The following is a 23,410-nucleotide window of genomic DNA, read 5'->3' on the forward strand; positions in this document are numbered from 1 at the left end:
TGTGGGAGAGTATGTCGTCGCCTTTCTTTTTAGAATCCTCATCATTAATCTGATGGGGATTTTTTGGTTTATGCCGGTTTGGAATCGTCTTTAGCTAGAGATTTTTTATTTTCAATTATGCTTGCAATTTTATTTTAGAAGTGTCAGCGCATTTCTAAAACTGAATTGAATACAAGAATTTATTATAGAATGATATTTATTACCTTTAGGTTTTTAAAATCAGAGGGTTAATATAAAACGAATGCTTATGACGGTTTACAGAAATATTTTTATAGGTGTTATTTGTGCGCTTCTTTTGTCGGCATGCAATAATAAAAGTGATTTAAATGAACAAGATAGAAATCTTAGTTTATATTTAAAAGATACTACATCTGGTATAAAGACTGGAGGAATAAAAATTATTGAAATAAATACTCCAAAAGGAAAGTTTAAAGTATGGACTAAACGAATTGGAAATAATCCTAGAATAAAAGTGTTGTTGCTAAATGGTGGACCGGGAGCTACTCATGAGTATTTTGAATGCATGGAAAGTTTTCTTCCTCAAGAAGGAATTGAATTTATTTATTACGATCAGCTTGGTACGGGGAATTCTGACAATCCTAATGATCCGAGCTTTTGGGATTTATCACGATATGTAGAGGAAGTGGAGCAGGTGCGTAAGGCTCTTAATTTGGATAAAAACAATTTTTATTTATTAGGACATTCATGGGGGGGAATTTTGGCGTCCCAGTATGCTCTTAAGTATCAACATAATTTGAAAGGGCTTATTATTTCCAATATGATGATGAGTGCTATTGATTATGATAAATATGCAGATGAAGTGCTGGCAAAACACATGGATCCAAAAGTTCTTGCAAGAATTAGAGAGATAGAGAAGAATAAAGATTTTGAAAATCCTGAATATATGCGATTGCTGATGCCTAATTTTTATTCAAAGCATATATTACGCTTAGCTTCTGACAAGTGGCCTGAACCGGTGAATAGGTCCTTTAGCAAAATAAACCAGTCGCTGTATGTAACGATGCAGGGGCCAAGTGAATTTGGGCTCTCAGGAAAACTTGAAAAGTGGGATATTAAAAAAGAACTTCCAAAACTGATTGTGCCAACATTATCAATAGGCGCCAAGTATGACACTATGGATCCAGAACATATGAAATGGATTGCGTCTCAAGTAAAAAATGGCACTTATTTGTATTGCCCTAATGGTAGCCATATGAGTATGTATGATGACCAGGATATCTATATGAATGGTTTAATTAAGTTTCTTAGGGACACCGATAGAACTAACGAAAAATAATGCAAACAGTATAGATTTAGAAATTCTGAAATTACAATATATATGAAGAGAGAAAAATAAAATAAAAAGAAAGGAAGCTTATTTTTTTTAGAGCGTTTCTTTAATTGTAGTTTTAGGAATGCTTTAATTTGATTTTTTTGCTTTTTTGGTACTTAAAGCTTTCTCTTTTATCCATTGAATTGAAATATCAAAAGGTAATGTAATATTTCCAGAAACAGTATTGTGGCCTCGTGACGGAAACAGAGTATACTCGAAAGGTTTGCCTTGAGCTTTCATCTCATTTAATTGTTCTATACAAAGCTTAACAGGAATCTGTATATCTTTCTCACCAAAAAGCCAAATTCCTGGAATAGAAAGAGTATTTAGAAAAGTTTTGGGATCGGTTCCAACAAATTGATATCGGTCTGGATCATTTTTAGTATGCTCTCTAGCATCTTTTTCTGTATGATTTTCCCAAAAATTAGTATTCCCATTAGTATAAAACTGAAATCTAAGCTGTTCCAGAGTTGTAATGGTAGGGCCGCTAAATAAGACCATAAATTTTATTTGGGAATTTTTGCTTGCAGCAATAGGGATTATCCACCCTGCCTGACTGAAACCGACTAGTCCAATTGGTATTTTTTTATCTTTCAAATTGCTTCGGAAAGTATTTACTGCTTCACTTGCATCTTGGGATAATAAATTAAGATTAGCAGTGTCAATGTTATTTGTTCCAACAGACGGCCCCACATATACGCCACCCGATTCTCCAACTCCGCGTTTATCGTATGTTAGTACAGCAATGCCTTCGCTGGCTAGACGTTTTGCAAATTCCAACTCTCTTTTTACGGGATCAGAACCATGAACAATTACAACTGCTGCAAATATTTTTTTAGGTGTTAAAATGGAACCCGAAAGAGTGACACCTTGGCTTTGGAACTTTACATCTTGAATGGTAAAATCAGCTGATTGGGAAAATGCAATTTCAGGCAGAGTTATGAATAATAGTGAAAGAAATAAAAATTTAATGCTCATTCTCATTTGATGGACCTTTAATATGGATTTTTAGATAGATAGCTGAAAATGATTGTCAATAATGTGAATTGCAATATTTTTTCTGTAAATTATGTATTAGCTAATTGCTAATATAAGAAATATTAATTCAGTTAAAAGTAACCTTTTTTCTTAATTAAGAATGTAAATCATCATAAAATATCCGACAAGTTTTTGATTTTCATTTTCCTTGATCCATTCGTTTTTTTCCTGCATTCATTGCTTTACTGTTGAGTATCAAATGGCACTACCATACTTTTATCTCATCAAACAATTAAAACTAAAAGAGATGAATAAAGAACTTACATTTTTAAGAACATTTGCCGCAGTTACGGCCATTAGTATAACCATGCTTGCTACGTTAGCATTCAAAAAAATAGGTAACCAAAGGTTTAGTGAGATCGACGTCGAGCGAATTAATATCGTAGAAAAAGACGGTACGATAAAAATGATCATTACTAATGTAGAACGTTTTCCGAATGGGACAGACAAAATCAATAATCGTTCTACCAATTCCGATCGTAAGAAGCGCTCGGGAATGCTGTTCTTCAATGATGAAGGCATCGAAACGGGCGGATTCATATATGACGGTAAAAAGAACAAAAATGGGCATTCAGCGGGGCTTTCACTTACTTATGATCAGTACGATGGCGATCAGGTAATGCAGCTCTTGACACAGGATGTCGAGCAAGGAGACAAAAGATTTGTGAGTAGCACGCTTGCATTCAATGATCGGCCAAGTAAAGAGTCGCAGCTTAAAACCATGGAAATTATGAAAGAGTTAGAGGAACTTCATAAAAAGGACCCGAAACTGATGGAGGAGAAATATAAAGAATATGGAGCACAAGGTTTGATAGGTGGAGTTCCTCGTGTGATGTTGGGGAAATCCAAGAGCCAAAACAACGGACTGTTTCTTTTTGATGATAAAGGAATGCCGAGAGCAATGTTTTACGTGGACAAGGAGAATAATGCAAAACTCGATTTCTTTGATGAGAAAGGAAATACTATTGTTTCTTTTCCAGAGTCAAAGAAATAAAAAATATACATTAATAGGAAGCAGTCCTTTGGAATTATAGGGCTGTTTTTTTTGTAAATTGCCTAGCAAAATAGTAATGAAAAATATCCTCCATAAAATAAAAGAAAACTACGGTTTCCTGCTGTTCATTTTGCTTTTTGCATATATGCAGTCGATTTATACTCGGATTGTGGGAAGACAGGAAATCAACGCTTATACGTTCACCCCAGAAGCTGCGGTGGCAACATTGATAGGAGCTGGTATTTTGTTTTTGATTATCCTTTTCTTTATCCGAAAATGGCAGGAAAACGATGTTTTTGATACGGGAACAATGCTAAAAGTTTTTGGTTCGTCATTACTTGTATTTGTAGCTTCAATGTTACTAATTGGATTTTTAATTGCACTCGCATTTGATACCGTAGCACGAAATTTTAATTCGCATACCTTGACGATTTCGCTGTTTTCACATTTTTTGGATGGATTTATTTACGGCAGTTTTTTTCTTGCTTATTACTATTATCAAGGCAATAAAAAGCACCAAGAGAAATTAGCAGCATACAATGAAGCATTGGCGGAAAGTAAAATCAATCAGCTAAAAACTCAGCTAAATCCACATTTTCTGTTTAATAACTTGAATATATTGGATCAACTGATAGAAGAGGACAAACACAGAGCCTCAGATTTCCTAAATGAATTTGCAGAAATTTACCGCTATGTCTTACAGTCGACAGATAAAGAATTGGTCAGCATTGAGGAAGAAATTGATTTTGCGCAACAATATTTCAAACTTGTCCATCACAAATATGGAAATATCTATCAACTGCAAATTGAAAAGAAAATTACAATTGGTTTTATTGTTCCCATGACTTTACAATTACTCGTCGAGAATGCGGTGCAACACAATCTAGGAACGAAAGAAAATCCGATTTGCATCCAAATAAAAACTGACGCAAATATTTCTGTTTCCAACAATATCAATCTTAAGCGAAATATTAAGCCTTCATCGGGACGGGCATTGAAGAACATAGAAGAACAATATGGTTTGCTTTCCGGAAAGAGAATAGAAATTCAGCAAAGAGATAATATTTTTTCGGTCAGTATTCCCATAATTTACAAGCAAAACGCATGATAAAAATAGTAATCATAGAAGACGAAATTCCGGCAAGGAAAAAACTCAAACGCTTTATAGAAGAATTGGGTTTGCCAACTGAAATCTTAGCGGAATTAGACACGGTGCAATCTGCTATTGAATTTTTGAATCAGACTCAATCTGATATTATTTTTTCGGACATTGAACTTTTGGATGGCAATGCTTTTGAAATTTACGAACAGGTTTCTGTAACATGCCCTATAATTTTCACTACTGCTTATGACCAATTTTGGATGGATGCTTTTGACAGTAATGGCATCGCTTATTTACTGAAACCTTTTTCTAAAGAACGTTTTCAAAAAGCTTGGGATAAATTCCGCTTGCTTAAACATCCAGCTGCAGAAGAACAAAATGCTATTGCTAATTTGACGCAGCTTATCCAGCAGAATATTTTAAAGAAGTCTTATAAGAAGCGTTTTGCCATTAGCACACATCAGGGAACGTACTTTTTGGACACGGAAGCCATTTTGTTTTTTGAAGCCAATGAAGGCGTGGTGTTTGCTTATGATTGTCAAGGAAAAAAACATTTGCTGTCCGAACCAACTTTAAAGGAAATAGAGGAACAGCTTGACCCTTTGGATTTTTATCGCATCAACCGAGGAGAACTTATCCATAAATCTTATATCGAAAAAATTGAGCGTTATAATAAAAATACATTAGCCATCAAGTTAAAAGATTACAAAACTCACCTCAAAACCAGTCAAAGCCAAACAGCTGCATTTCGGGAATGGGTTGAGAAATAGGGGAATGTTTAAAAGTTAGCTCTGGTGACCTATTACAAAAATGGTTCTGTCAGTCTGTGTTTAAAAGAAAATAGCACAAGGCCTACTTTTGATTTGATGTTATATTTTTCAAATAAAGCTGCTCTGTACGCTTCAATTGATTTTATGGATAAATTCATAATTTCTGCCATCTGGTCATATGTTAATTCTCTCTCGTCGCAAACCAATTTAAGAAAATCCAATTCTCTTTGAGTTAAAGTAATATTGCTTTTTTTCTCGCCGCTGTTATCATAATTTCGAACACGTTTAAGAATTTCAGAAACGTTGTTATATCCTATTTTAATAATGTTATCAATAGCAAATTTCAAATCGTGGGCTGTACAATTCTTATGTAAAAATCCTCTTGCTCCATGATGATAAGCTGAATCGATTATTTGTTCGTCAAGATGCTGTGTTAAAAGCAATATTTTAAACTCTTCTTCCTTTTCTTCCAGTATTTTTAACACTTCAATACCATTCATATATGGCATAGAATAATCTAGAATGTAAATGTCTGGAGTTGGATTTATGGGAATTGCCTTCAGGAAATCTTCACCATTATCAAATTCATTAATTACTCTATAGTCTCCTATTTTATGCAGCAATTCTTTTAGGCCTTGTCTTACAATAGAATGATCATCAATTATGCAAATATTAATCTGTTCCATATTTTATATTCTTTTATTTTCAGAAAGGGTAATTGTAGTACCAGATCCAACCTCGCTTTCTATAGCTAGATGATAGGCTATACTGTTAGCTCTGTTTGCCATGTTTGTTAATCCTAAAGATAATTGATCTTTTTTATCGGTAGAATTAAATCCTTTTCCATTATCTGTAATTATCATTTTAAAATGAGGTTTGGTTGTTATAAAAACATTCATTTTAGAAGCTTTGGCGTGTTTAAGAATATTACTAATGCATTCTTGAAATATGCGGTAAATAATTATCTTCTCATTATCGCTAAATTTCTTTACTACTATTTCTTCAAATGAGTAAATAATTTCAATTTTGTTATTTTTTTGTAACCTCTCTATTTCTATGATTATGGCTTTTATTACATCCTGTTGTAATAACATTTGGCTATTCAAGGCATGACTGATGCTTCGTATAGATTTTGATAAATTGCCTAATGATTGCGATACAGGTTCTAATATTTTTTCTAATTCGGGAGAATCCAATTTCATATTTTCTATTTGAAAATTGATATATGTCAGCTGTTGGCCAGCATCATCATGCAGATCCTCAGAAATATTATTCAAGACCTGTTCTTGGGTTTCAATTACAGTTTGTGTAATGGCTTTTTGGAAATCGAGATCCTTCTCATGTAGGAGTTCGGTATATTTTCTTATCTTATTAAAATAAAGACGAATAAGAATAACACAGAAAAAAAGTATTAACCCAATAAAAATAAACGCGATTATTATTCCTAGTACGATTTGATTCATTTGCAGTTGTATTTTTCTCTGTAGATGTAGATATTAATTAAAGAATAGTAGGCGATACAAACTATATTCACAACAAAAACATACAGTGTAACTTGGCCAAATAAAACTATTCCCGTTACCTGTAGTGGTTTAAATCCTAATATTAACCCCATACCAAAAAAGAAATATACTGGAGCAAACAGCAGTAAATAATTATTGGATAAGAAATACATTAAATTCTCTTCTTGTAACTGTCTATAACTTTCGTAAATGAATAGTATAACATAAAGCAAGGCACCAAAAATGAAAGTGTAATAATTATTGGCATTTGTTATTTCTACAATTATAAAATTAATAGTAGAAAATAGTGCAAAAAGGCATAGTACGATATTGGCCATTTTTTTACTGTTTATGTTTTCTCTAAATGCCAATATCCAAAGAACATCATGAAAAACAATACTGATATTGAATGGTATTCGAATTGACCGATTATTATACACTAAAATAGAGTTTACAAGTTCTGTAATAAAAACTACAAAAAGAATATACAGAAGATAACGGTGCATCTTAATTTTCCAGCAAAGATTGCATAAAGCAAAAAGCAGCGTTATTAAAACGCATGCTTTTATGGGATTTATGATATCTAGAATATTCAATTGTATTTATTTACAAAGGCTTATTATCAATAGAAATAAATGGAGGTTCTGTAGAATAATCGTAGTAATATGGTGCGCCATTTACTTGAATGACAACAACAGTTTCCATCGATCTTTTCGATTTGTCATTTAACTTGGCCAAACTGAACTGAAATTTGGCATTATTATTTCCTTTTGCATGTTTTTTTGCCAGACTTCTTATTAAAGCTGTTGAAAAGCAATAAGATTTTTCTTTGTATTCTGGAACCATATGCAGTGAATCAATTTTTTCCTTTTCCATATTAGTTGCTACCCTGAGATAGGAGTCATATCCATGATCTTTAATGATACCTTTAAGTTTTGCCCAACTAATATCATAAGTTCCTTTTTTGTCAAGGATTCCGCCTTTTACTTGATGAACATCTAAGACCGCTTGTTCCAATGTCTTTTTGCAAACACGATCTCCTTTTTCTTTCAACCATTTTATTTTTCGGTCTATATTCGTTATAGTATCGTATTCCTTTAAAGTTATACACGCAGTATCTAGAATTTTTTGGTCTGGATTATCATTTGTTACTGGTTTGTCTACATTTCCTTTCTTTTGACAAGCTGAAATGGCTAAAACAATCATTAAGATCAGGGTAATTTTTTTCATGATTAAAGTTATTTAAGGGTTAATAATTTATGTCATCAAATTTTATAATAATCCTCTCTTCTCCACTAGGGTAAAACCCTATTTTAATAAGGTTTTATCTCTACTAATCAATTTATGCGCTAAAATAGCGATTTTCTTTCAAGAACAATACATATTGGTAATATTCAAAAGATTAGGTGAAAAACTATACTCTTTTAGGTATTTCCCCTAATACTAAAATTAGTGTCTGGAGTAGTTTTGGAATACATATTTCATAACACAACCAGGCAGCCGAAAAGGGAATTTATAGAGTAGGCATTACTATAAAATTAAATATTATGTACTTACAAAATTTACAACTTGAACCCCTTAATTACAATATTATTAAAAGCGAATTGCTGAATGATATTGATAATGAACCGATCCCTACATTAGATGAAGTTAAAGAAAGTTTAGCAGAAATGTATCAACAGGCTAGTGTGGCTACATCGCAGCTATATTATTCGAATCTAGAGAGTTTAACACAAGCTAGAACTGTAAACTTTTCTGCTTCATTGGCTGGCTCCAACTTATGGCAAAAATTGAGAAAATATCTTTGTGGATTTCTAACACCTGATTCAACCGCTTCTGAAATTATTGATAAAATAGTTGAATTTCTTTCCTCTTTTATTCCGGGCGGAATTTTTATTAGCTATTTGGCGAAAAAACTCATTAGATATATTCTGAATCTAGGATATGCAGAACTATGCCCTTTAAGCTAATCAAAACGTAAAAATTAGGTTAATGTAAAATATAAGTTTTTCAAAATTTTAACCATAAACTACAAACCATAACTATATGAAAACCAAAAAACAATTTTTAGGTTTGCTAATTATAATCAGCTGTAACTTGTTTGCACAAGATTGTAAGTGTGATCAACTTTTGCAAGATGGACTTTATTCATTTACTAAAATGACAAAGACCGAGTCTTTCAGTAGGGATTTAAGAACTTACTATTTGTCTGATACTTTTAAGACAGATATGAAAAGCGGAAAATGGGGAAGCTCACTTACCATTCCCATTAAAGGAATTCCGTTTTCAATAGGAATGAATGACAGCGATCAGAAATTTTCTGAGTTAAGAACTAGTCTTTTGGAAATTAGTGAATTAAATATTGATGAGGGAAGTGTGCAAGCATCGTTTGGATCCGTTCCTAATACAAGTCTTTATGATGCTTTTGTTGAGTGTAACAAAATATGTTATCAAAACGGCTCCGGATTTATTCAGGGAAAGAATCTAGAGACAGAAGATGCTGTTGTCTTTACAATATACTACAAGCCATCATCTCCAACAGATCCGATGCCGGTTGTTACCAATTTTAATATTTTGCCTGAAGGTAATCTTGTCAGCGGAGGTCTCAGTGTCAATCAGAAATTGGCAGGTTTCACAACATTAATTACGTGTAAACGTCCAATTGATAAAGATCTGGTTTTGACTCTTCAGACAGACAGGGGAGGAATTACCAGTAAGGCATACGCACAAGAAAGTATTTCATCTGGCAAAGAAATCCCGATTGGCACTGTTATTTCATCTTATTTAAATTTTGAGCAGTTTAATACTGTTACAAAAAACAATGAAAAAAGCCCTGGTGGAATTTGGACTTCAAACAAAAGTAAATGGTCACCTTGTGATGGCAGACCAGTTCCTAATTCGAAATTTCAAGCATTGACCTCTCAATCTTTGATACCAGATCTTAGAGGGGTGTTTGTAAGAGGATTGAATATATTTGATCCTAATCAGCCTGTTACGCCTATGACAGGAGAAAGAGGGGATTGGGATAGTCGTATTGTTGGAAGCTACCAGTCAGATTCATTTCAGGGGCATAAACATATTGACCAAGATAAAATAGCCATCTATTATGGCAAAGAATCCCCAAATGATCCTCATCAAAGGCATAATGTTACTGGTACTCCAGCAAACAATACTGCAGGGACTGTAAACGCTGGTTATGGCGCTCCAAGAATTAGCAATGAAACCAGACCAAAAAATATATCACTTTATTATTATATCAGGATAAATTAGAAAACTCGTTTGTTATCAAATAGAAAATTTAAGGGTGCATTTGCGCCCTTAATTATTTTTCCTTCTTTAGATAGTACGAATTCAGTTTTCGCTACGAAGAAATATTATTCTTATTAATGAAGATTATTTGAGAAATCTTTTCCTTATCAATTCATTACTTAGGAAAAAAGAAATACTTAGGAACTTTACCTAAGCCTAGTAAATTTATGTTTGATAGCATTTTTATTTTTAGATAATGCGTATGTTTTTTTAGAAATACCGTATAAATGTGGTTTCATTTTATAATTTGAAACATAATTGGCTTGGCAATATAGCTGAAAATCAATTTTGTAAGATAACTTTGGTGAGAAATAAGCCACTAATGCAAACTCTAATTATTTTTGATTAAGCTGACGGGCTTGAGAATAATAAATCCCTTTATTACAAACTAAAATTAAAAACTATGAAAAAGTATCATTTATTAGTTGTCTTTTTTTTCTTTTCACTGGCAATGTCAGCACAAAGCAGCCAGTCATTTTTGCTTAATCTGTACGGAGGGTATACTTTTTCCGACAGAGTAGATTTCGATTCCTCTTATGGAAAGGTGGAAGATGGTTTTGAGTATGGCTTAGGTTTAGAATATTTTATAATGGATAATGCATCTATAGAATTAAAATATAACAGACTTGATACACACATGCCTCTGTATACAAAAATACCTTTAAACAATGGTAATATTCCCGCTGGATCTCAGGTTAATGTTGGAGATGATAAAGGTGCTATCAACTATATACTAGCAGACTATACTTATTATTTTGGTTCAAGTTCACAAAAGGCGCTTCCTTTTCTTGGTGCAGGTTTAGGAGTAGCAATTCTTGAAACACCTAAAAGCGGTAGCGGAACGTATTTCGCTTGGGAGATAAAAGGTGGTGTGAAAGTAAAAACAAATTCGCCATTGTCAATTAATCTTCATGCTTACTTGCAATCTATGTCGGCAGCTGTTGGATATGACTATTACTGGGATTACTATTGGGGACCAGTGGCAGTAACTGATTATGCATCAACATTTCAGTTTGGGCTAGGCGCTTCGTTGAGCTACGATTTCAGCAAATAATAATAACTTAGGTATTAGACTCTTAAAAGAGACTTAGAAGTTTCTCAAGATTCTTAGTATAAAAAATACCAGAAGTTATTGATTGTGTATGGATAAAGACAGATATCTTTGATATCTGTCTTCTTTTTTTATGAAATTGTGATTCTGCTGTGCAAACTTTGAGCAGTATTTTTATATACTATTTCGAAGTTTATTGATAAAATACACCAAAGATTTCTCCATATTATTTTAAATAGATGATAAAAGAGTTGTATTCTTGTTTTTGAAACTGCAAAATGTAAAATTCTGTATTTTATCATTAGGAGTTGTATGATTTACGGTAATACAAGAGATTTTCTCAAATTTATTTTCAAACTTTTCAGTCAATGTCTGCTCAGAGTATTGCTTAATTTCAAGTCCGCTACATTTAGTGGGGCCGTTTTCTGAAAACGTTCCAATTATCAGGAAACCATTTACTGTCTGCTGTACAATATCCAGATATTTTGAAGTTTCTTCTTGTGTTGTCAAAAAATGAAAAGTTGCTCTATCGTGCCAAACATCATAGGCTCTTTCTGGTTGGAAATTAGTAATATCACTTATTATCCAAGTTACTTTTTGCGCTTGTTCTCCTAAACGTTTTTGTGCTCTTTCAATCGCTTTTGCTGAAATGTCCAAAACAGTAATATTCTTGTAGCCTAGTTTCAGTAAATGATCTACAAGTTTACTGTCACCACCACCCACATCAATAATGTGAGCTTCTTTGGTTAACTCAAGAGAAGCAATAAAATTGAGTGAAGTTTCAGGTATTTCTTGTGTCCAGCTTACCTCGCTAGGGGTTTTGGTTTCGTAAACAGTTTCCCAATGTTCTTTATTTTTATTAGTATCTGCCATGATGTGTTTTTAACTTGAATTGTTTATGATGTTTAAATTGTGGTATTCTAAAGTTTCTAATTATATCAATATTCTGATACTACAAATTTCAGCAGTTTATTTTTCTTGCACAGTTACTTTAGTCACAAAAGTGTTTTTATTGATAAAATGAAGTTTATAAATATTCTGTTTAACAAAAAAAGCTGTCCTTTTGAGACAGCTTCTTTTTATTATAAAATTTCGAAAGATTAATTTGAAGGCTCAATGAAGTCATTATCAATATTCTTTCGCTTCTAAATGGATCAAAGAAGATTAAATTTTACTTTCATCTTCAACGGCATCCTGCCATTTATCCCATACTTTAACACCTGCATCATATCCATCATAACCAAAATTCTGGCTTAGCTGACCTTTGATATTAGGTTCAATAGCAAGTCTATACGGAATTGGCCAGTAATTGTTGCGTTTGTCCATCGAATAAAACTTTACACCTGGTTTAAGAGAAATTCCAGCTGGATATTTATTGTAAAGCGTGTAATGAACAATACGCTGCCACCAGTAACTTCCGCCAGTTGCATCTTTTCCTGATTGCTTATCCCAAGTGTCTTTGTTATAGGTATTTCCCCATTCATCTGCTTTTCCGCTTAGAGCCAAACAGTGTGAGATACGTTTTAACTCTACATTTCTCCATTCTTCCATATAAAGCTCTCTTCCTCTTTCTGCACAAATATCACCAATTGTTACTGTGGTATACATTCTTGAAGCTTTTGCTCGAGCTCTTACTACATTCACATCTTGAGCTGCTCCAGAAACATTGCCTTGATAAAAACGAGCTTCAGCACGTAATAAATAAGTTTCTGCTAAACGATAGATATACATATGTGCACTTGCTCCTGCAGTAGCACCTTGAAAGTCATTTGCTGCTGGATTTGCTTCGGCCACAACATCATGATAAAAGATTTTGTAATGAGGAAAATCAAACCAGTCACGAATAGAATCTTGTGCCAACAATTTCCCAGACGCATCTTTCATTCTAAAATTTTGTCCAGCCCATGTTGCACTTCCTCCAGCTCCAGGAGCATATTTAAGATCTTCCATATTTACCCAGTTACCAACAGTGCTGTTATGTCTAAGATCGACCTTGTCTTCAACACCATTAACAACCCACATAGGATGCTGTGAATAGTAAGAGCCACTAATTGTACCAATACCACGACCGATTGCTCTTTGGTAATCATACTTTGCATTATAATTGTTTTTATCATTCGATGGAAAACGAGGCGCTGCTGTTTTACCATCAGGAGTAATTAAGTTGGCATCATTCCAGTTTGGACCAAAAATTCTCATAGAAGAAAATGCTAAAAACGATTGTGCTCCTCCATTTGGTGCTACTAAGATAGCCTCTGTATTAGAACCAATTACTTTATTTTCTGGCCTGTGCAAATCCCAAATTACATTTCTTGTAATAGGCCATGCAGTAGGATTTCCTCCCGGATCAAAAATTCCTAAATTCCCTTGTACTAAAGAATAGCCTGATTGATTGATCAAAATATTGGCTTGTGCTTCAGCTTCAGCAAATTTGCCTGATGCCAAATAACATTTAATTAGCAACTGACGGCAAGCACCTTTGCTAATCATTCCAACATATCCAATTTTTGCTTGTTCTGGCACCCATTCTACAGCTTTTTCCATATCTGCTGTAATCATTTCAATAATAGCTTCTTTTTTAGTAGAATAATAGCTTTGCTTTGGAACTTCCAAAATTTTAGTAATCAAGGGTATGTCCCCAAATTCATACACTAAGTTTAAATAACGGTATGCTCTATGAAAATAAGCCTGTCCGATATATTTGCGTTTAATATCTTCTGATAAGGTTGTTACTTTGTCAATGTAAGTCAACACAGTATTTGCATTCTTAATACCTGTATAAGCTTCAGTCCAAAGAAACCCAAGATAAATATGTTCTCCACCCGCATCTCTTCTGTAATCCCCAGTAGGGACAATAGTGTTGGCATAATCAGCGATATTACTTCCTGTATCTGTTTTTCCATATTGTGCCATATCAGAGAAAAGATACTCCGTTCCAATTGGCACACTAACACCAGAATAACCAAAGTGAATATAGTTATTGCGCAATTGTTTATCGCACAATGCTAAAGTTGCCTGCAACCCAGCTTCTGTAGAAAATGTGGTCTCTGGTTCGTAGAACGAAAGCGGATCTGCTTCCAGAAAATCTTTTGAACAAGAACTAGAAAGCGCTGCCAATAGTACAAAAGGCACTAGTCTTGAAATGCTATTTTTTATATATTTTTTCATTGTTGAATAATTTTAAAGTTGGAAATTAAAACCTAAATTAAACTGTCTCGTAGCCAATCCTCCTGTTTCTGGATCTCCATAATATTTCCATTCTTTAGAAGCAGCCCATGTTGCCACGTTTTGAACAGAAGCATAGATTTTTATACTTTTAATATGCACTTTATCCATAAGATCTTTTGGGAGTGTATAGGCTAGTGAAATATTGTCAAGACGAATAAAACTGCGGTCATATAATCTTCCTGGCGCAACTGGAGTTCCAGCAGGTCCTTTAGCATCAAGACGTGCCCATTCATTTGTTGGGTTGTCAAGTGTCCAATACGGATTTAAATAAGGGTTGAAATTGAATTTATACAAACTAGAATCATTGAAAGTATTCATATAATTGGAATCAAGAGATTTGCCTCCCATATTAGAATACATGCTGATACCCAAATCCCAATTTTTATAAATTTTGAAATCATTACGCAACATCCATTGTACTGGAGGATTTGAATTTCCTAAAAACTGTTTGTCTTTTTCATTATAAACGGCTTTTTTATAAGGATTTCCATCTGCATCTACCGCATCTACATCATCTGCTGTATAGCTGTTTGCTACTTTTGGATCTCCAGGACGCTGTCCGTATTTTTGAGCCTCTTTCCATTCATCTTTTTGCCAAATTCCAGTTACTTTATAATCCCAGATTTGAGTGATTGGTCTTCCTATAAACCATCCATTAGCTGAGTCATCTCCTTCTTTTTTTCCAACAACATTACCGCTTGCATCCTTAATGTCTACCATATTGCCATACAGTGACACAATTTTATTCTCGTTATAAGAGATTCCGAATGAAGTACGCCATTCAAAGTTTGGTTTTCTCATGTTTAGCGTATTAAGACTCAATTCAATACCTTGATTTTGTACTTCTCCAAGGTTAGTAGCAATTGTTGAAAACCCCGTAAAACCAGGCAAAGATTGGCTCATAATCATGTCATGAGTAGATGATCTGTAGGCGTCTATAGTAGCAGTAATACGATCATGTAAGAAACCTAAATCAAGACCGATGTTTGTTGAAGTTGTTTTTTCCCATTCCAAATTTGGATTCGCCATACGGTCGAGAGATAAATACTTTATTTCAAGTGCTTTTCCTGAAGCATCTAGATACCCCATTGTTCCTGTATTTACCAAGTTTGCTAAAGAAACATACGGATCAACAAGCGTTCTGTTTCCATTTTGCCCCCAAGACAAACGCAATTTACCTGTACTCATCGCATCCCAGTTAAACCATTTTTCATTTTTGAAGTTCCATGCAACTCCAAAAGAAGGGAAAACCGCATAAGGATTTGAAGCTCCAAATGCCGAATATCCGTCACGACGTATAGTAGCTGTAAGCATATAACGGTTATCAAACGAATAGAAAAGTCTAGCCATCAATGCATCTGCTGTTTCATGTGTGTCGTTTGATCTAATAGCACTATTTGCCATTGTTGCCGTATTCACGTAGTGAAATCCTAAAGCATCTGAAGGCTGAATATTATAAGCATCTGTCTCATCTGACCAATAACGACGTTCTTCAGCTTCCTGAACGAAAGTGGCAATAATGTGGTGTTTTTGAGCAATTGTATAATCCCAAGTTATGGTGTTATTCAGATTATAATCAAATCTTGTAGAATTGTTTCTGTTTACCCCTGTAGTAGCTGCAGGCCAGTTTGGATTCTGCGTAGATCTGAAATAACGGTCGTGAAAAAATTGGTAACGAGGAGCAATATTAAATGTATAAGTAATACCTGCTGGCAAACTTACTTTAGCATTAAAAATAGTATTCAATGTTACATATCCTGTCTCTTTATCAATAAATTGACGCTCGTAATAATAGTTATAATTCTGTCCAGAAACATTTTTCCCCATCGGCTGTCTTTCATAGTTTCCATTTGCATCTATAAAAGTTCCAAACGGACTGGTTCTCATCATATTATTAAACCCAGAACGTGTATCTAGAGAAGGGGTAACATCTCCATCAGATCGATCTTGGAAATTGACGTTTAATCCAAGGTCAAGCCAATCTGTAACTTTAGCATCGACTTTCATGTTAGAACGAGCAGATTTATAGTCATTTCCAACAATCGCTCCTTCTGAAGTTAAATAGCCAAAAGACATATAATAATTTACTCTATCGCTTGCACCAGAAATACTCAAATTATTATCATGATTAATTCCTGTTCTAAAAGAGCTGTCACTCCAGTCATGTGTTTTATTGGCTAAGAAATTTGCCATCAATGAAGGATCAAAATTTAATCCTAAACGATTTCCCCATACTTCTTTGCTGCTTTTTCCATTTGTTTGAGAAGCAGGCTGATACGCTAGCCATTGTGCTTCTGTAATGCCCCATTTGGCTAAATCATTTGGATTCGAAAAATACCCAGGTCTGCCATTTGCTACTGTTCCAGCTATAAAAGCTTCGTATTGTCCGGTAGCTGGATTAACGCCATAGGTTTGAGCAGTTTCCCAATCTTCGCGGTATTTTAAGTAGCCTTCTGGAGAATATACGCTACGATAAGCACTCTTGTTGCTAATGGTTGTGTTTGTCGTAAAACTGACCATAGGTTTACCTGTTTTACCTTTTTTAGTTGAGATAAGAATAACTCCCGCAGCCGCTCTCGAACCGTAAACAGATGAGGCCGAAGCATCTTTTAAGATATCAAGCTGAGCAATATCGTCAGGGTTAATTTCTGAAAGCTCACCATAAAATTGCATTCCATCTAGAATAATAAGCGGTGCATTGTGAGGACCACTTTTTTCATCCTTATTAGTACTGGCAGTATAGACAGAAGTCTGCCCACGAATTTGTATTTTTCCGCCTCCTTTTGCAGAAGGATCATAACCAACTCGGACTCCAGGTGTTCCTCTTAAGATATCCTGAACGGTCTGCGGATTTTGGTTTACTAATCTATCAGGAGAAACCTGAGCAATTGCCCCTGTTAAATCCTTTTTCTTCATTTTACCGTATCCTACAACTACAACTTCTTCCAACGAAGCTGTTGCTCTTTGCATTTTTACGTTTACAGTAGTTTTTCCTTTTACAGAAACCTCAGTATTGGTATACCCCATAAAAGAGAATACTAATACGGCATTTTCATTTTCTACTTTTAAAGAAAATTTCCCATCAAAATCTGTTAAGGCAGCATTTTTACTTCCTTTTTCTAAAACGGTCACACCTGGGAGCGGCATACCAGTTTCATCACTAATCTGTCCAGTGATGGTTTTTTGCTGTTGTACATTTTGCGATTTTGCCGCACCTTTAGAACTAATGGCGTATCCGTGGACTTGAGATAAAGAAAACAAAACGCAGAATAGCATCAATTTTGTTTTCAAACTAAATCCAGATACACCATTAGGACCCATTTTAATCCTGATAAAATTTGTCATTTTGGTTGGTAATTTGGTTAATTGAATAGTTAGTTTTGGAAATTGCTTATAACACCAATCAATTGGAGGTAATCAGTAATTTCGTGTGCAAAATTGATTAATAATGACTTTTAGAAGGAGAAATAAAATACATTTTTGGGTGCAATAAAGTCCTGAAAATATATTTTCATGGTTTTTTTAGCAATAAAAAATATTTTCTGTAAAAAAAATATTAAAAAAATGAGAATAAGATGTTTTGCTTTTCAAAACGAAGTTTGAGAAGTGCGCTTGGAATTTGATTTTTAAAATAGGTCTTGAAAAAGCTATTCAATTAATTAACCAAAATTTTAAAAATAGTATTAAGGCTTTGAAGGATATAAATCTTTAAGAGGAATGACAATGCCGTTTTTAGATATTTCACATTTTGCGTAATCATTTTTATATACTTTAAATGTAAAGTGAATATCGCCAGACGAATTCGTTTCATTTAATTTTCTGAAAGCATTTAAAACTTCAATTGGAGACAACTCATATTGAATGTTATATTCTTTTTTATTTTTCCAATAGATATAAAAGATTTTAGGAATACTTCGAATCGCAACGGTATTGGCATCTTCTGAGATTTCTATTCTATCCTCTTTAAATGAATATGCATAAACACTTTTCAATACATCTTGTTCTTCTAATTCTACTTTTGCAGACCATTTGTATTGGTTTTGAAGCAAATCAGAATAATCAGTGATGTTTTCAATACTTTTGTAACGATTGTATTTTTGACCTAAAGATTCTTCATAAACCAGCATATCCAAATTTCCTTCGGTTTCTTTAGCAATAAATGTTTCTACAAGCAGAGACTCTGTATTTGCTTTTTCATTTGGGATTATCTTTAAAAGAATTTTGCCTTGAGAATGTACTTCTAAAATTAAAATAGGAACGACATCTTTTTCTTTAACCAAACCTTTCATTTTCTCATAAGAAAGTGGAGTTTTAAGCTGATAAAATTTGCGTTCGTCTATAGAGAAATACTTTAGGTTGAGAGAATCGGGCAAAAGTTCTTCCTGCCAGATTTTGAAGAAAACAGAATTGTCACTTCTCGCACTGGTTACGCGTTTTGATTCAGAATCGATATCACTTTTAGAATGGTTGAAATTATTATAAAAAGTGGCATCTATGATTTGAATGGTATTTGAATTTTTTACTGTTGGATTTTCTGAAACACTTTGAATTTCAGCATTCCAAAACATTTTGTCTTGCTCTTTGTTTTTAAATCTTGTTGCAAAATAAAGGATAATTAAAGCAACCAGAACTATAGCTAAGAAGATGTTGATATAATCGAGTTTTGTGTTTTTCATGGTCGCTCAATTAATGTTGATATGCTTTTGCTAAAGCACCAAAATAAGAGAATACTGCAAATGCCATAATTGAAGCAATTACCAGAAATATAGAAAAGTATTTGAATTCTTTTTTATACGGAATATCATTGAAAAATATCAAAATCAAAACTGAAATTACTGGAACTGTAAAGCAGAATAATGGCATAAGTGAACCTCTATAGGCAGAAGAAGCTGAGATCAAATTTATGTAATCCATATAATTATACAGAGCTATTTCTATACAAAACAATAAGATAATGGTAATAAAAGGATTGTTTCTCATGTATAAATGATATTTGGATTTTTAAATATAATAAATGTTACTTTTCATTCTGATTAATTTCCGAATAGATTTTGCCTTTCCAAAACAGTGGTTTATTTGGGTTTTCAGGATGTTCAAAAACAAAGTCGAATTTTGCTTTTAGAATTCCATTGTTCCATAAAATCTTGTCAATTTTAATGTAACCTTTTTTACAAACATAAATCTGTTTTTTTGCAGAACCCGAAATGCTGTTTAACTCGATTTCAGGTACACATTTATTTTTTATAATTTTCAGTATTAAACTGCTATGAGTTGCTGCATTTTTATTTGTAGAACAATAAATAGTATCACTGCTGATTTTTTTAACGGTAATAAAATTTGTTCCCGACCATTCATAACTGTTGGTTTTAGATTTAATCGAATGAAATAGGTGAGTGGTATCTACCAGCTGATAAAACCTTGCTAAAGAATCTTTAAAGATTTTGCCATTTTCATCTTTCATTCTGTCTGTCTCTTGCGGGCAAAATCCATCGCAGCTTAATTGTCCAAAATCATTTCGATAAACTCCTTCAGGATAATCCCAGTCTTTTGCGAATGAAAAATCGCCAGATACATTTTTCTGCCAATTAATTTTAATTTCTAAATTTTCATTCTTTTCAATGATTGAACTGCCAGAGAAACAGAAGATTATTAAGAAAGCGTATATAAATAACTTTATCATTTGAGTCTATTATTCTGATTTTATAAATGTGAGATACTTTTCGTCGCATTGCGTAAAATGCACATATTCGTTCATTGAATTTCCGTAATTCTGAATTTGTATTTTATTGGTCTCATATATTCCTCCGATTTTTCCAAAAGCCAGATAAACAGTGTCATCTTCATTCTTTTTTCCAAGTTTACCTTTTGAGATAATTTTATTCTTATCGAAAATTAGGAAAAAATATCCGTCGATTTTCTTTTCGATTTTAATTTTAAACCTCGAATTTTCGCAAGATGTTAAAACATAAACTCCAGTAATTTCTTGATCATTATTAAAATATAGAACTGAAGCTTCCTGTTTTTGTAAAGCATTGATAAAAAGAAAAAAGCTCGAAAGCGTACAAAGGATAAAGTTTTTGTAAATCATGATTATTAGATAAAATAGTAAACTGATACTACAAATTTGAAAATAAAAGATATATAGATTTTAGCCAATATAAATTCGCTAAAAAACTTAGGAGATTTGCAATACTCTTTTTTAAATATGAAAAAAAATATATCGAGAGTATAGCATTCAAGACATTGAAATAAAAAATTATATATTCGTACTACAAATTTTGATCTTAGTAAAGAACCAATTTCGAACTGCTTTTATTCGGATTTAAAATTTAATTTGTAAAACTGTTATTTCCTATATGAACAAAATACGGACATTAATAATAGAAGACGAACCAGCGATTAGAAAAGAATTGCAATGGTTAGTCTCACAAGAAGATTCCTTAAAACTTGAAGCAATGGCAGGCTCAGTAAAGGAATCATTGGAAATTTTGAAAACTACAGAAATTGATTTGATATTGATGGATATTCAGCTTACAGATGGTACTGCTTTCGATATATTGAATCAAATAGAAAAGACTTCTTTTCAAATCATTTTTATTACCGCTTACAATCATTTTGCAATAAAAGCCATTAAATATGGTGCGTTGGATTATCTTTTAAAGCCAATTGACAATGATGAATTTGTAGCTGCGATACAAAAAATTAAAAAAGTAAAACAGAGTGATTATCTGAACCAAATTAATCTTTTGAAAGAATATAGTTCAAGAACGATCGATATGAGTTCTAGAATCTGCATTACGTCTCTGGACTGTATGCAGATTGTTCGTCTCAACGACATTGTATATCTGTCTGGCGAAGGATCTTATACGCAAATTCATTTGGAAAACAAGAAAGTAGTAACGGCTTCTAAACCTTTAAAATATTATGAAGATATTCTGCCTGAAGACTTTTTCATAAAAACCCATCAGTCTTATATTGTCAACAAAGATTTTATTGATAAATACATGAAAACAGGGATTATAGTTATGAAGAACAACTCCGAAATTCCTGTAGCAACTCGTAGAAAAGAGTTTGTTATAAATCATTTAAATCCTTTGAGATAATGAAGAAAACATTACTTTTTTTGCTGCTGACTGTCATTTCATGCCAGCATAAATCTGAAAAAGTTTCGAGTCATCCAGAAAAAATGCTGGAATCATTGCAGGTAATCAGCGATAGTTTAGATCAAAATCCGGAAGCAGATAAATTGGCTTTTTGGTCAAACAAACTCAAAGAAAAAGATTTCTCTAAAACAGGTTCTGCTTTAGCATTTATACATTACAATCTGGCTAAGAATCTAGTAAAAAAAGACATTGACAGTGCCAAACAGCATATCAATTTTGCTTTAGGCATTGTAGAAAAAGAAAAAGAATTCAATGCATTGAAATTTACCATTTATAATGGAGCAGGTTTAATTTCAGAACTTGAAGGAAAATTTTATCAGTCGGTTTATTATTTCAATAAATCTGCGGCAATCATTATGAATGATGATTCGCTAAAGTGCAAACCAATGGCAAAGGTCATCTGTTTGCTAAATGCGGCTCAGGACAATAATAAAATCAGCCAATATCAAAAATCTATTGAACAGAATCAGCTCGCTTTAAAAATTTTAAAAGGATTGCCTGAGGATAATTATAAGTATAATTTCAGAGCTTATTCGCAACTGTTTACGGCTTGTGAAGAAAGCAATATTTATAAGCCAGATTCGCTTCTTTTTTACATCAAAAAACTCAAACAGATTTCGGCAAAAACCAATGAACCGATGCAGGTTAGATTTACCAATGAGCATATGGCGCATTATTATTTGCTAAACAATCAGTACGATAAAGCGATACATCATTATAATTTGGTAAAAGAATATGATGAAGAAGGTCTTTCAGCAGATCCTGAGAGCCCTGTCATGATTAAAAATCTGTATACGACTATTGCCAATTTGATTGATTTGTATGTTCAGACTAAACATTTTACTGAAGCGGAAGACTTAATTAAACAAGCTGACAAGATTGAAAACCAGCATTTGCAGCTGTTGTCTTATTATGAAAAGTGTCTGAATAAGAAAGCCAAAATGCATTATCATTTTGCGAAAGGAAATAAAGAGAAAGCTCTGGAAGAAGCAGATGAGATATTGGCGCTTAAAGATAATATCCTTAGAAATTCGGGTATTCAGGCTACAGAAGAAATGGCTACGATTTATGAGCTCCAAGCCAAAGATCGATCTATTCATGGATTAAATAAAACTATTGATAATACTGAGAATCGTCTAGAACGAAATCAATTATTACTGCTCGTTGTTGGGTTATTGTCGCTGTTAGCAATCTCATGGATATTCTTGCTTTATTTTTTCCAAAGGCAGAAAAGACAAAAGCAGGAGAAAGAGAAAATTTTGCTGCAGCAGCAATTGCTGAGAACGCAAATGGAACCTCATTTTATTTTCAATACATTGTCTGCATTACAAAGTTTTATCAGATTTGATGAAAAAGAAAAATCAATTAAGTATTTAAGCCAGTTTAGCCGATTGTTGAGAAGCAGTTTAGAATTGAGCCGTAAAAATTATGTGCCTCTGGATCAGGAAATCGAAGCGATAGAAAATTATCTGAGTTTGCAGCAGATGCGTTTTGAATATGCGTTCGCCTACAAAATAATAGTGCCTGATATGGATACCTCAGCTTTATTGATTCCTCCAATGCTGATTCAGCCATTTGTAGAAAATGCCATTATTCATGGTATTGGAAATCTTTCTGATAAAGGATTGATAACTCTTGAAATCGATGCGCAAGAAAATCAAATAGTAGCGAAAATTACAGATAATGGAAAAGGCTATCAAGATAAAGCTAATATAGATCCTAATCATCAGTCATTATCGGGTACTATAGCCCGAGAACGTTTGGAGATTTTGGCGAAAGAAAATAAGATTAAAACCAATATAGAAATTTCTTCAAACGAGCAAGGAACTACAGTTTTACTGACACTTCCTCTTAAAAACTAAAAACCTCAGTACGGATTTATAAAAAATCTTTACGAATATTCAATTGTAGCATACGGAT

21 protein-coding genes are annotated in these 23,410 nt (G+C 33.2%); 9 read left to right on the plus strand and 12 right to left on the minus strand.

Annotated features, from left to right (window positions below):
• Positions 1–247 precede the first annotated feature (247 nt).
• Positions 248–1,297 (plus strand): proline iminopeptidase-family hydrolase, encoded by a 1,050-nt coding sequence (locus tag DMA14_RS03240; RefSeq protein ID WP_111423338.1) that lies wholly within the window; start codon positions 248–250, stop codon positions 1,295–1,297.
• A gap of 123 nt (positions 1,298–1,420) precedes the next feature.
• On the opposite strand, the gene DMA14_RS03245 is transcribed toward DMA14_RS03240, so the two are convergent.
• Positions 1,421–2,311 (minus strand): alpha/beta hydrolase family protein, encoded by an 891-nt coding sequence (locus DMA14_RS03245; RefSeq protein WP_203418245.1) that lies wholly within the window; start codon positions 2,309–2,311, stop codon positions 1,421–1,423.
• Between the two features lie 307 nt (positions 2,312–2,618).
• Between DMA14_RS03245 and DMA14_RS03250 the strand changes: the two genes are divergently transcribed.
• The 3 genes from DMA14_RS03250 (at position 2,619) to DMA14_RS03260 (ending at position 5,237) form a co-directional block, all read left to right on the plus strand.
• Positions 2,619–3,365 (plus strand): hypothetical protein, encoded by a 747-nt coding sequence (locus tag DMA14_RS03250; RefSeq protein ID WP_111423339.1) that lies wholly within the window; start codon positions 2,619–2,621, stop codon positions 3,363–3,365.
• A 76-nt stretch (positions 3,366–3,441) separates the two neighbouring features.
• Positions 3,442–4,473: a sensor histidine kinase gene (locus DMA14_RS03255; protein WP_111423093.1), complete on the plus strand. Its 1,032-nt coding sequence runs from the start codon at positions 3,442–3,444 to the stop codon at positions 4,471–4,473.
• Positions 4,470–5,237 (plus strand): LytR/AlgR family response regulator transcription factor, encoded by a 768-nt coding sequence (locus DMA14_RS03260; protein WP_111423094.1) that lies wholly within the window; start codon positions 4,470–4,472, stop codon positions 5,235–5,237. The genes DMA14_RS03255 and DMA14_RS03260 overlap by 4 nt, the downstream gene beginning before the upstream one ends.
• A gap of 32 nt (positions 5,238–5,269) precedes the next feature.
• Here DMA14_RS03260 and DMA14_RS03265 read toward each other — a convergent pair whose 3' ends face one another.
• From DMA14_RS03265 to DMA14_RS03280, 4 genes are all read right to left on the minus strand, one after another.
• Positions 5,270–5,923: a response regulator transcription factor gene (locus DMA14_RS03265; protein WP_111423096.1), complete on the minus strand. Its 654-nt coding sequence runs from the start codon at positions 5,921–5,923 to the stop codon at positions 5,270–5,272.
• A gap of 3 nt (positions 5,924–5,926) precedes the next feature.
• Positions 5,927–6,700, minus strand: coding sequence for a sensor histidine kinase (locus DMA14_RS03270; RefSeq protein ID WP_111423098.1), 774 nt, complete (start codon positions 6,698–6,700; stop codon positions 5,927–5,929).
• Positions 6,697–7,077 carry a hypothetical protein gene (locus DMA14_RS03275; RefSeq protein WP_157957657.1) on the minus strand — a complete coding sequence of 127 codons (381 nt, stop codon included), beginning with the start codon at positions 7,075–7,077 and terminating at the stop codon, positions 6,697–6,699. The genes DMA14_RS03270 and DMA14_RS03275 overlap by 4 nt, the downstream gene beginning before the upstream one ends.
• A 268-nt stretch (positions 7,078–7,345) precedes the next feature.
• Positions 7,346–7,969, minus strand: a complete 624-nt coding sequence (locus DMA14_RS03280) for a hypothetical protein (protein WP_111423101.1) — start codon at positions 7,967–7,969, stop codon at positions 7,346–7,348.
• A gap of 317 nt (positions 7,970–8,286) precedes the next feature.
• On the opposite strand from DMA14_RS03280, the gene DMA14_RS03285 reads away from it, so the two are divergent.
• From DMA14_RS03285 to DMA14_RS03295, 3 genes are all read left to right on the plus strand, one after another.
• Positions 8,287–8,709: a hypothetical protein gene (locus DMA14_RS03285; RefSeq protein ID WP_111423103.1), complete on the plus strand. Its 423-nt coding sequence runs from the start codon at positions 8,287–8,289 to the stop codon at positions 8,707–8,709.
• Positions 8,710–8,899: 190 nt separating this feature from the next.
• Positions 8,900–10,009 carry a hypothetical protein gene (locus DMA14_RS03290; protein WP_203418247.1) on the plus strand — a complete coding sequence of 370 codons (1,110 nt, stop codon included), beginning with the start codon at positions 8,900–8,902 and terminating at the stop codon, positions 10,007–10,009.
• A gap of 442 nt (positions 10,010–10,451) precedes the next feature.
• Complete coding sequence (locus DMA14_RS03295; RefSeq protein ID WP_111423107.1) at positions 10,452–11,102, plus strand: outer membrane beta-barrel protein; 651 nt, start codon at positions 10,452–10,454, stop codon at positions 11,100–11,102.
• Between the two features lie 228 nt (positions 11,103–11,330).
• Here DMA14_RS03295 and DMA14_RS03300 read toward each other — a convergent pair whose 3' ends face one another.
• From DMA14_RS03300 to DMA14_RS03330, 7 genes are all read right to left on the minus strand, one after another.
• The gene (locus DMA14_RS03300) at positions 11,331–11,972 is read right to left on the minus strand and encodes a class I SAM-dependent methyltransferase (RefSeq protein WP_111423109.1); all 642 of its coding nucleotides are present in this window, start codon (positions 11,970–11,972) and stop codon (positions 11,331–11,333) included.
• 291 nt (positions 11,973–12,263) lie between these two features.
• Positions 12,264–14,267, minus strand: coding sequence for a RagB/SusD family nutrient uptake outer membrane protein (locus tag DMA14_RS03305; RefSeq protein ID WP_111423110.1), 2,004 nt, complete (start codon positions 14,265–14,267; stop codon positions 12,264–12,266).
• Positions 14,268–14,279: 12 nt separating this feature from the next.
• The gene (locus DMA14_RS03310; protein ID WP_111423112.1) at positions 14,280–17,672 is read right to left on the minus strand and encodes a SusC/RagA family TonB-linked outer membrane protein; all 3,393 of its coding nucleotides are present in this window, start codon (positions 17,670–17,672) and stop codon (positions 14,280–14,282) included.
• Positions 17,673–18,010: 338 nt separating this feature from the next.
• Entirely contained in the window at positions 18,011–19,003 is a 993-nt protein-coding gene (locus tag DMA14_RS03315) for a hypothetical protein (RefSeq protein WP_111423114.1), read from the minus strand.
• A gap of 10 nt (positions 19,004–19,013) precedes the next feature.
• A complete protein-coding gene (locus tag DMA14_RS03320) occupies positions 19,014–19,307 on the minus strand; it encodes a hypothetical protein (RefSeq protein WP_157957658.1) in 294 nt (97 codons plus the stop codon).
• A 37-nt stretch (positions 19,308–19,344) separates the two neighbouring features.
• Positions 19,345–20,007: a hypothetical protein gene (locus DMA14_RS03325; RefSeq protein WP_111423117.1), complete on the minus strand. Its 663-nt coding sequence runs from the start codon at positions 20,005–20,007 to the stop codon at positions 19,345–19,347.
• A gap of 9 nt (positions 20,008–20,016) precedes the next feature.
• A complete protein-coding gene (locus DMA14_RS03330; protein WP_111423119.1) occupies positions 20,017–20,415 on the minus strand; it encodes a hypothetical protein in 399 nt (132 codons plus the stop codon).
• A 268-nt stretch (positions 20,416–20,683) separates the two neighbouring features.
• Between DMA14_RS03330 and DMA14_RS03335 the strand changes: the two genes are divergently transcribed.
• Both DMA14_RS03335 and DMA14_RS03340 read left to right on the plus strand, forming a co-directional pair.
• Positions 20,684–21,430 carry a LytR/AlgR family response regulator transcription factor gene (locus tag DMA14_RS03335; protein WP_111423120.1) on the plus strand — a complete coding sequence of 249 codons (747 nt, stop codon included), beginning with the start codon at positions 20,684–20,686 and terminating at the stop codon, positions 21,428–21,430.
• A complete protein-coding gene (locus tag DMA14_RS03340) occupies positions 21,430–23,352 on the plus strand; it encodes a histidine kinase (protein ID WP_111423122.1) in 1,923 nt (640 codons plus the stop codon). Before DMA14_RS03335 ends, DMA14_RS03340 begins: the two co-directional genes overlap by 1 nt.
• The last annotated feature ends 58 nt before the right edge of the window (positions 23,353–23,410 follow it).

Source organism: Flavobacterium sharifuzzamanii (assembly GCF_003254585.1).
GTDB classification, from domain to species: Bacteria; Bacteroidota; Bacteroidia; order Flavobacteriales; family Flavobacteriaceae; genus Flavobacterium; species Flavobacterium sharifuzzamanii.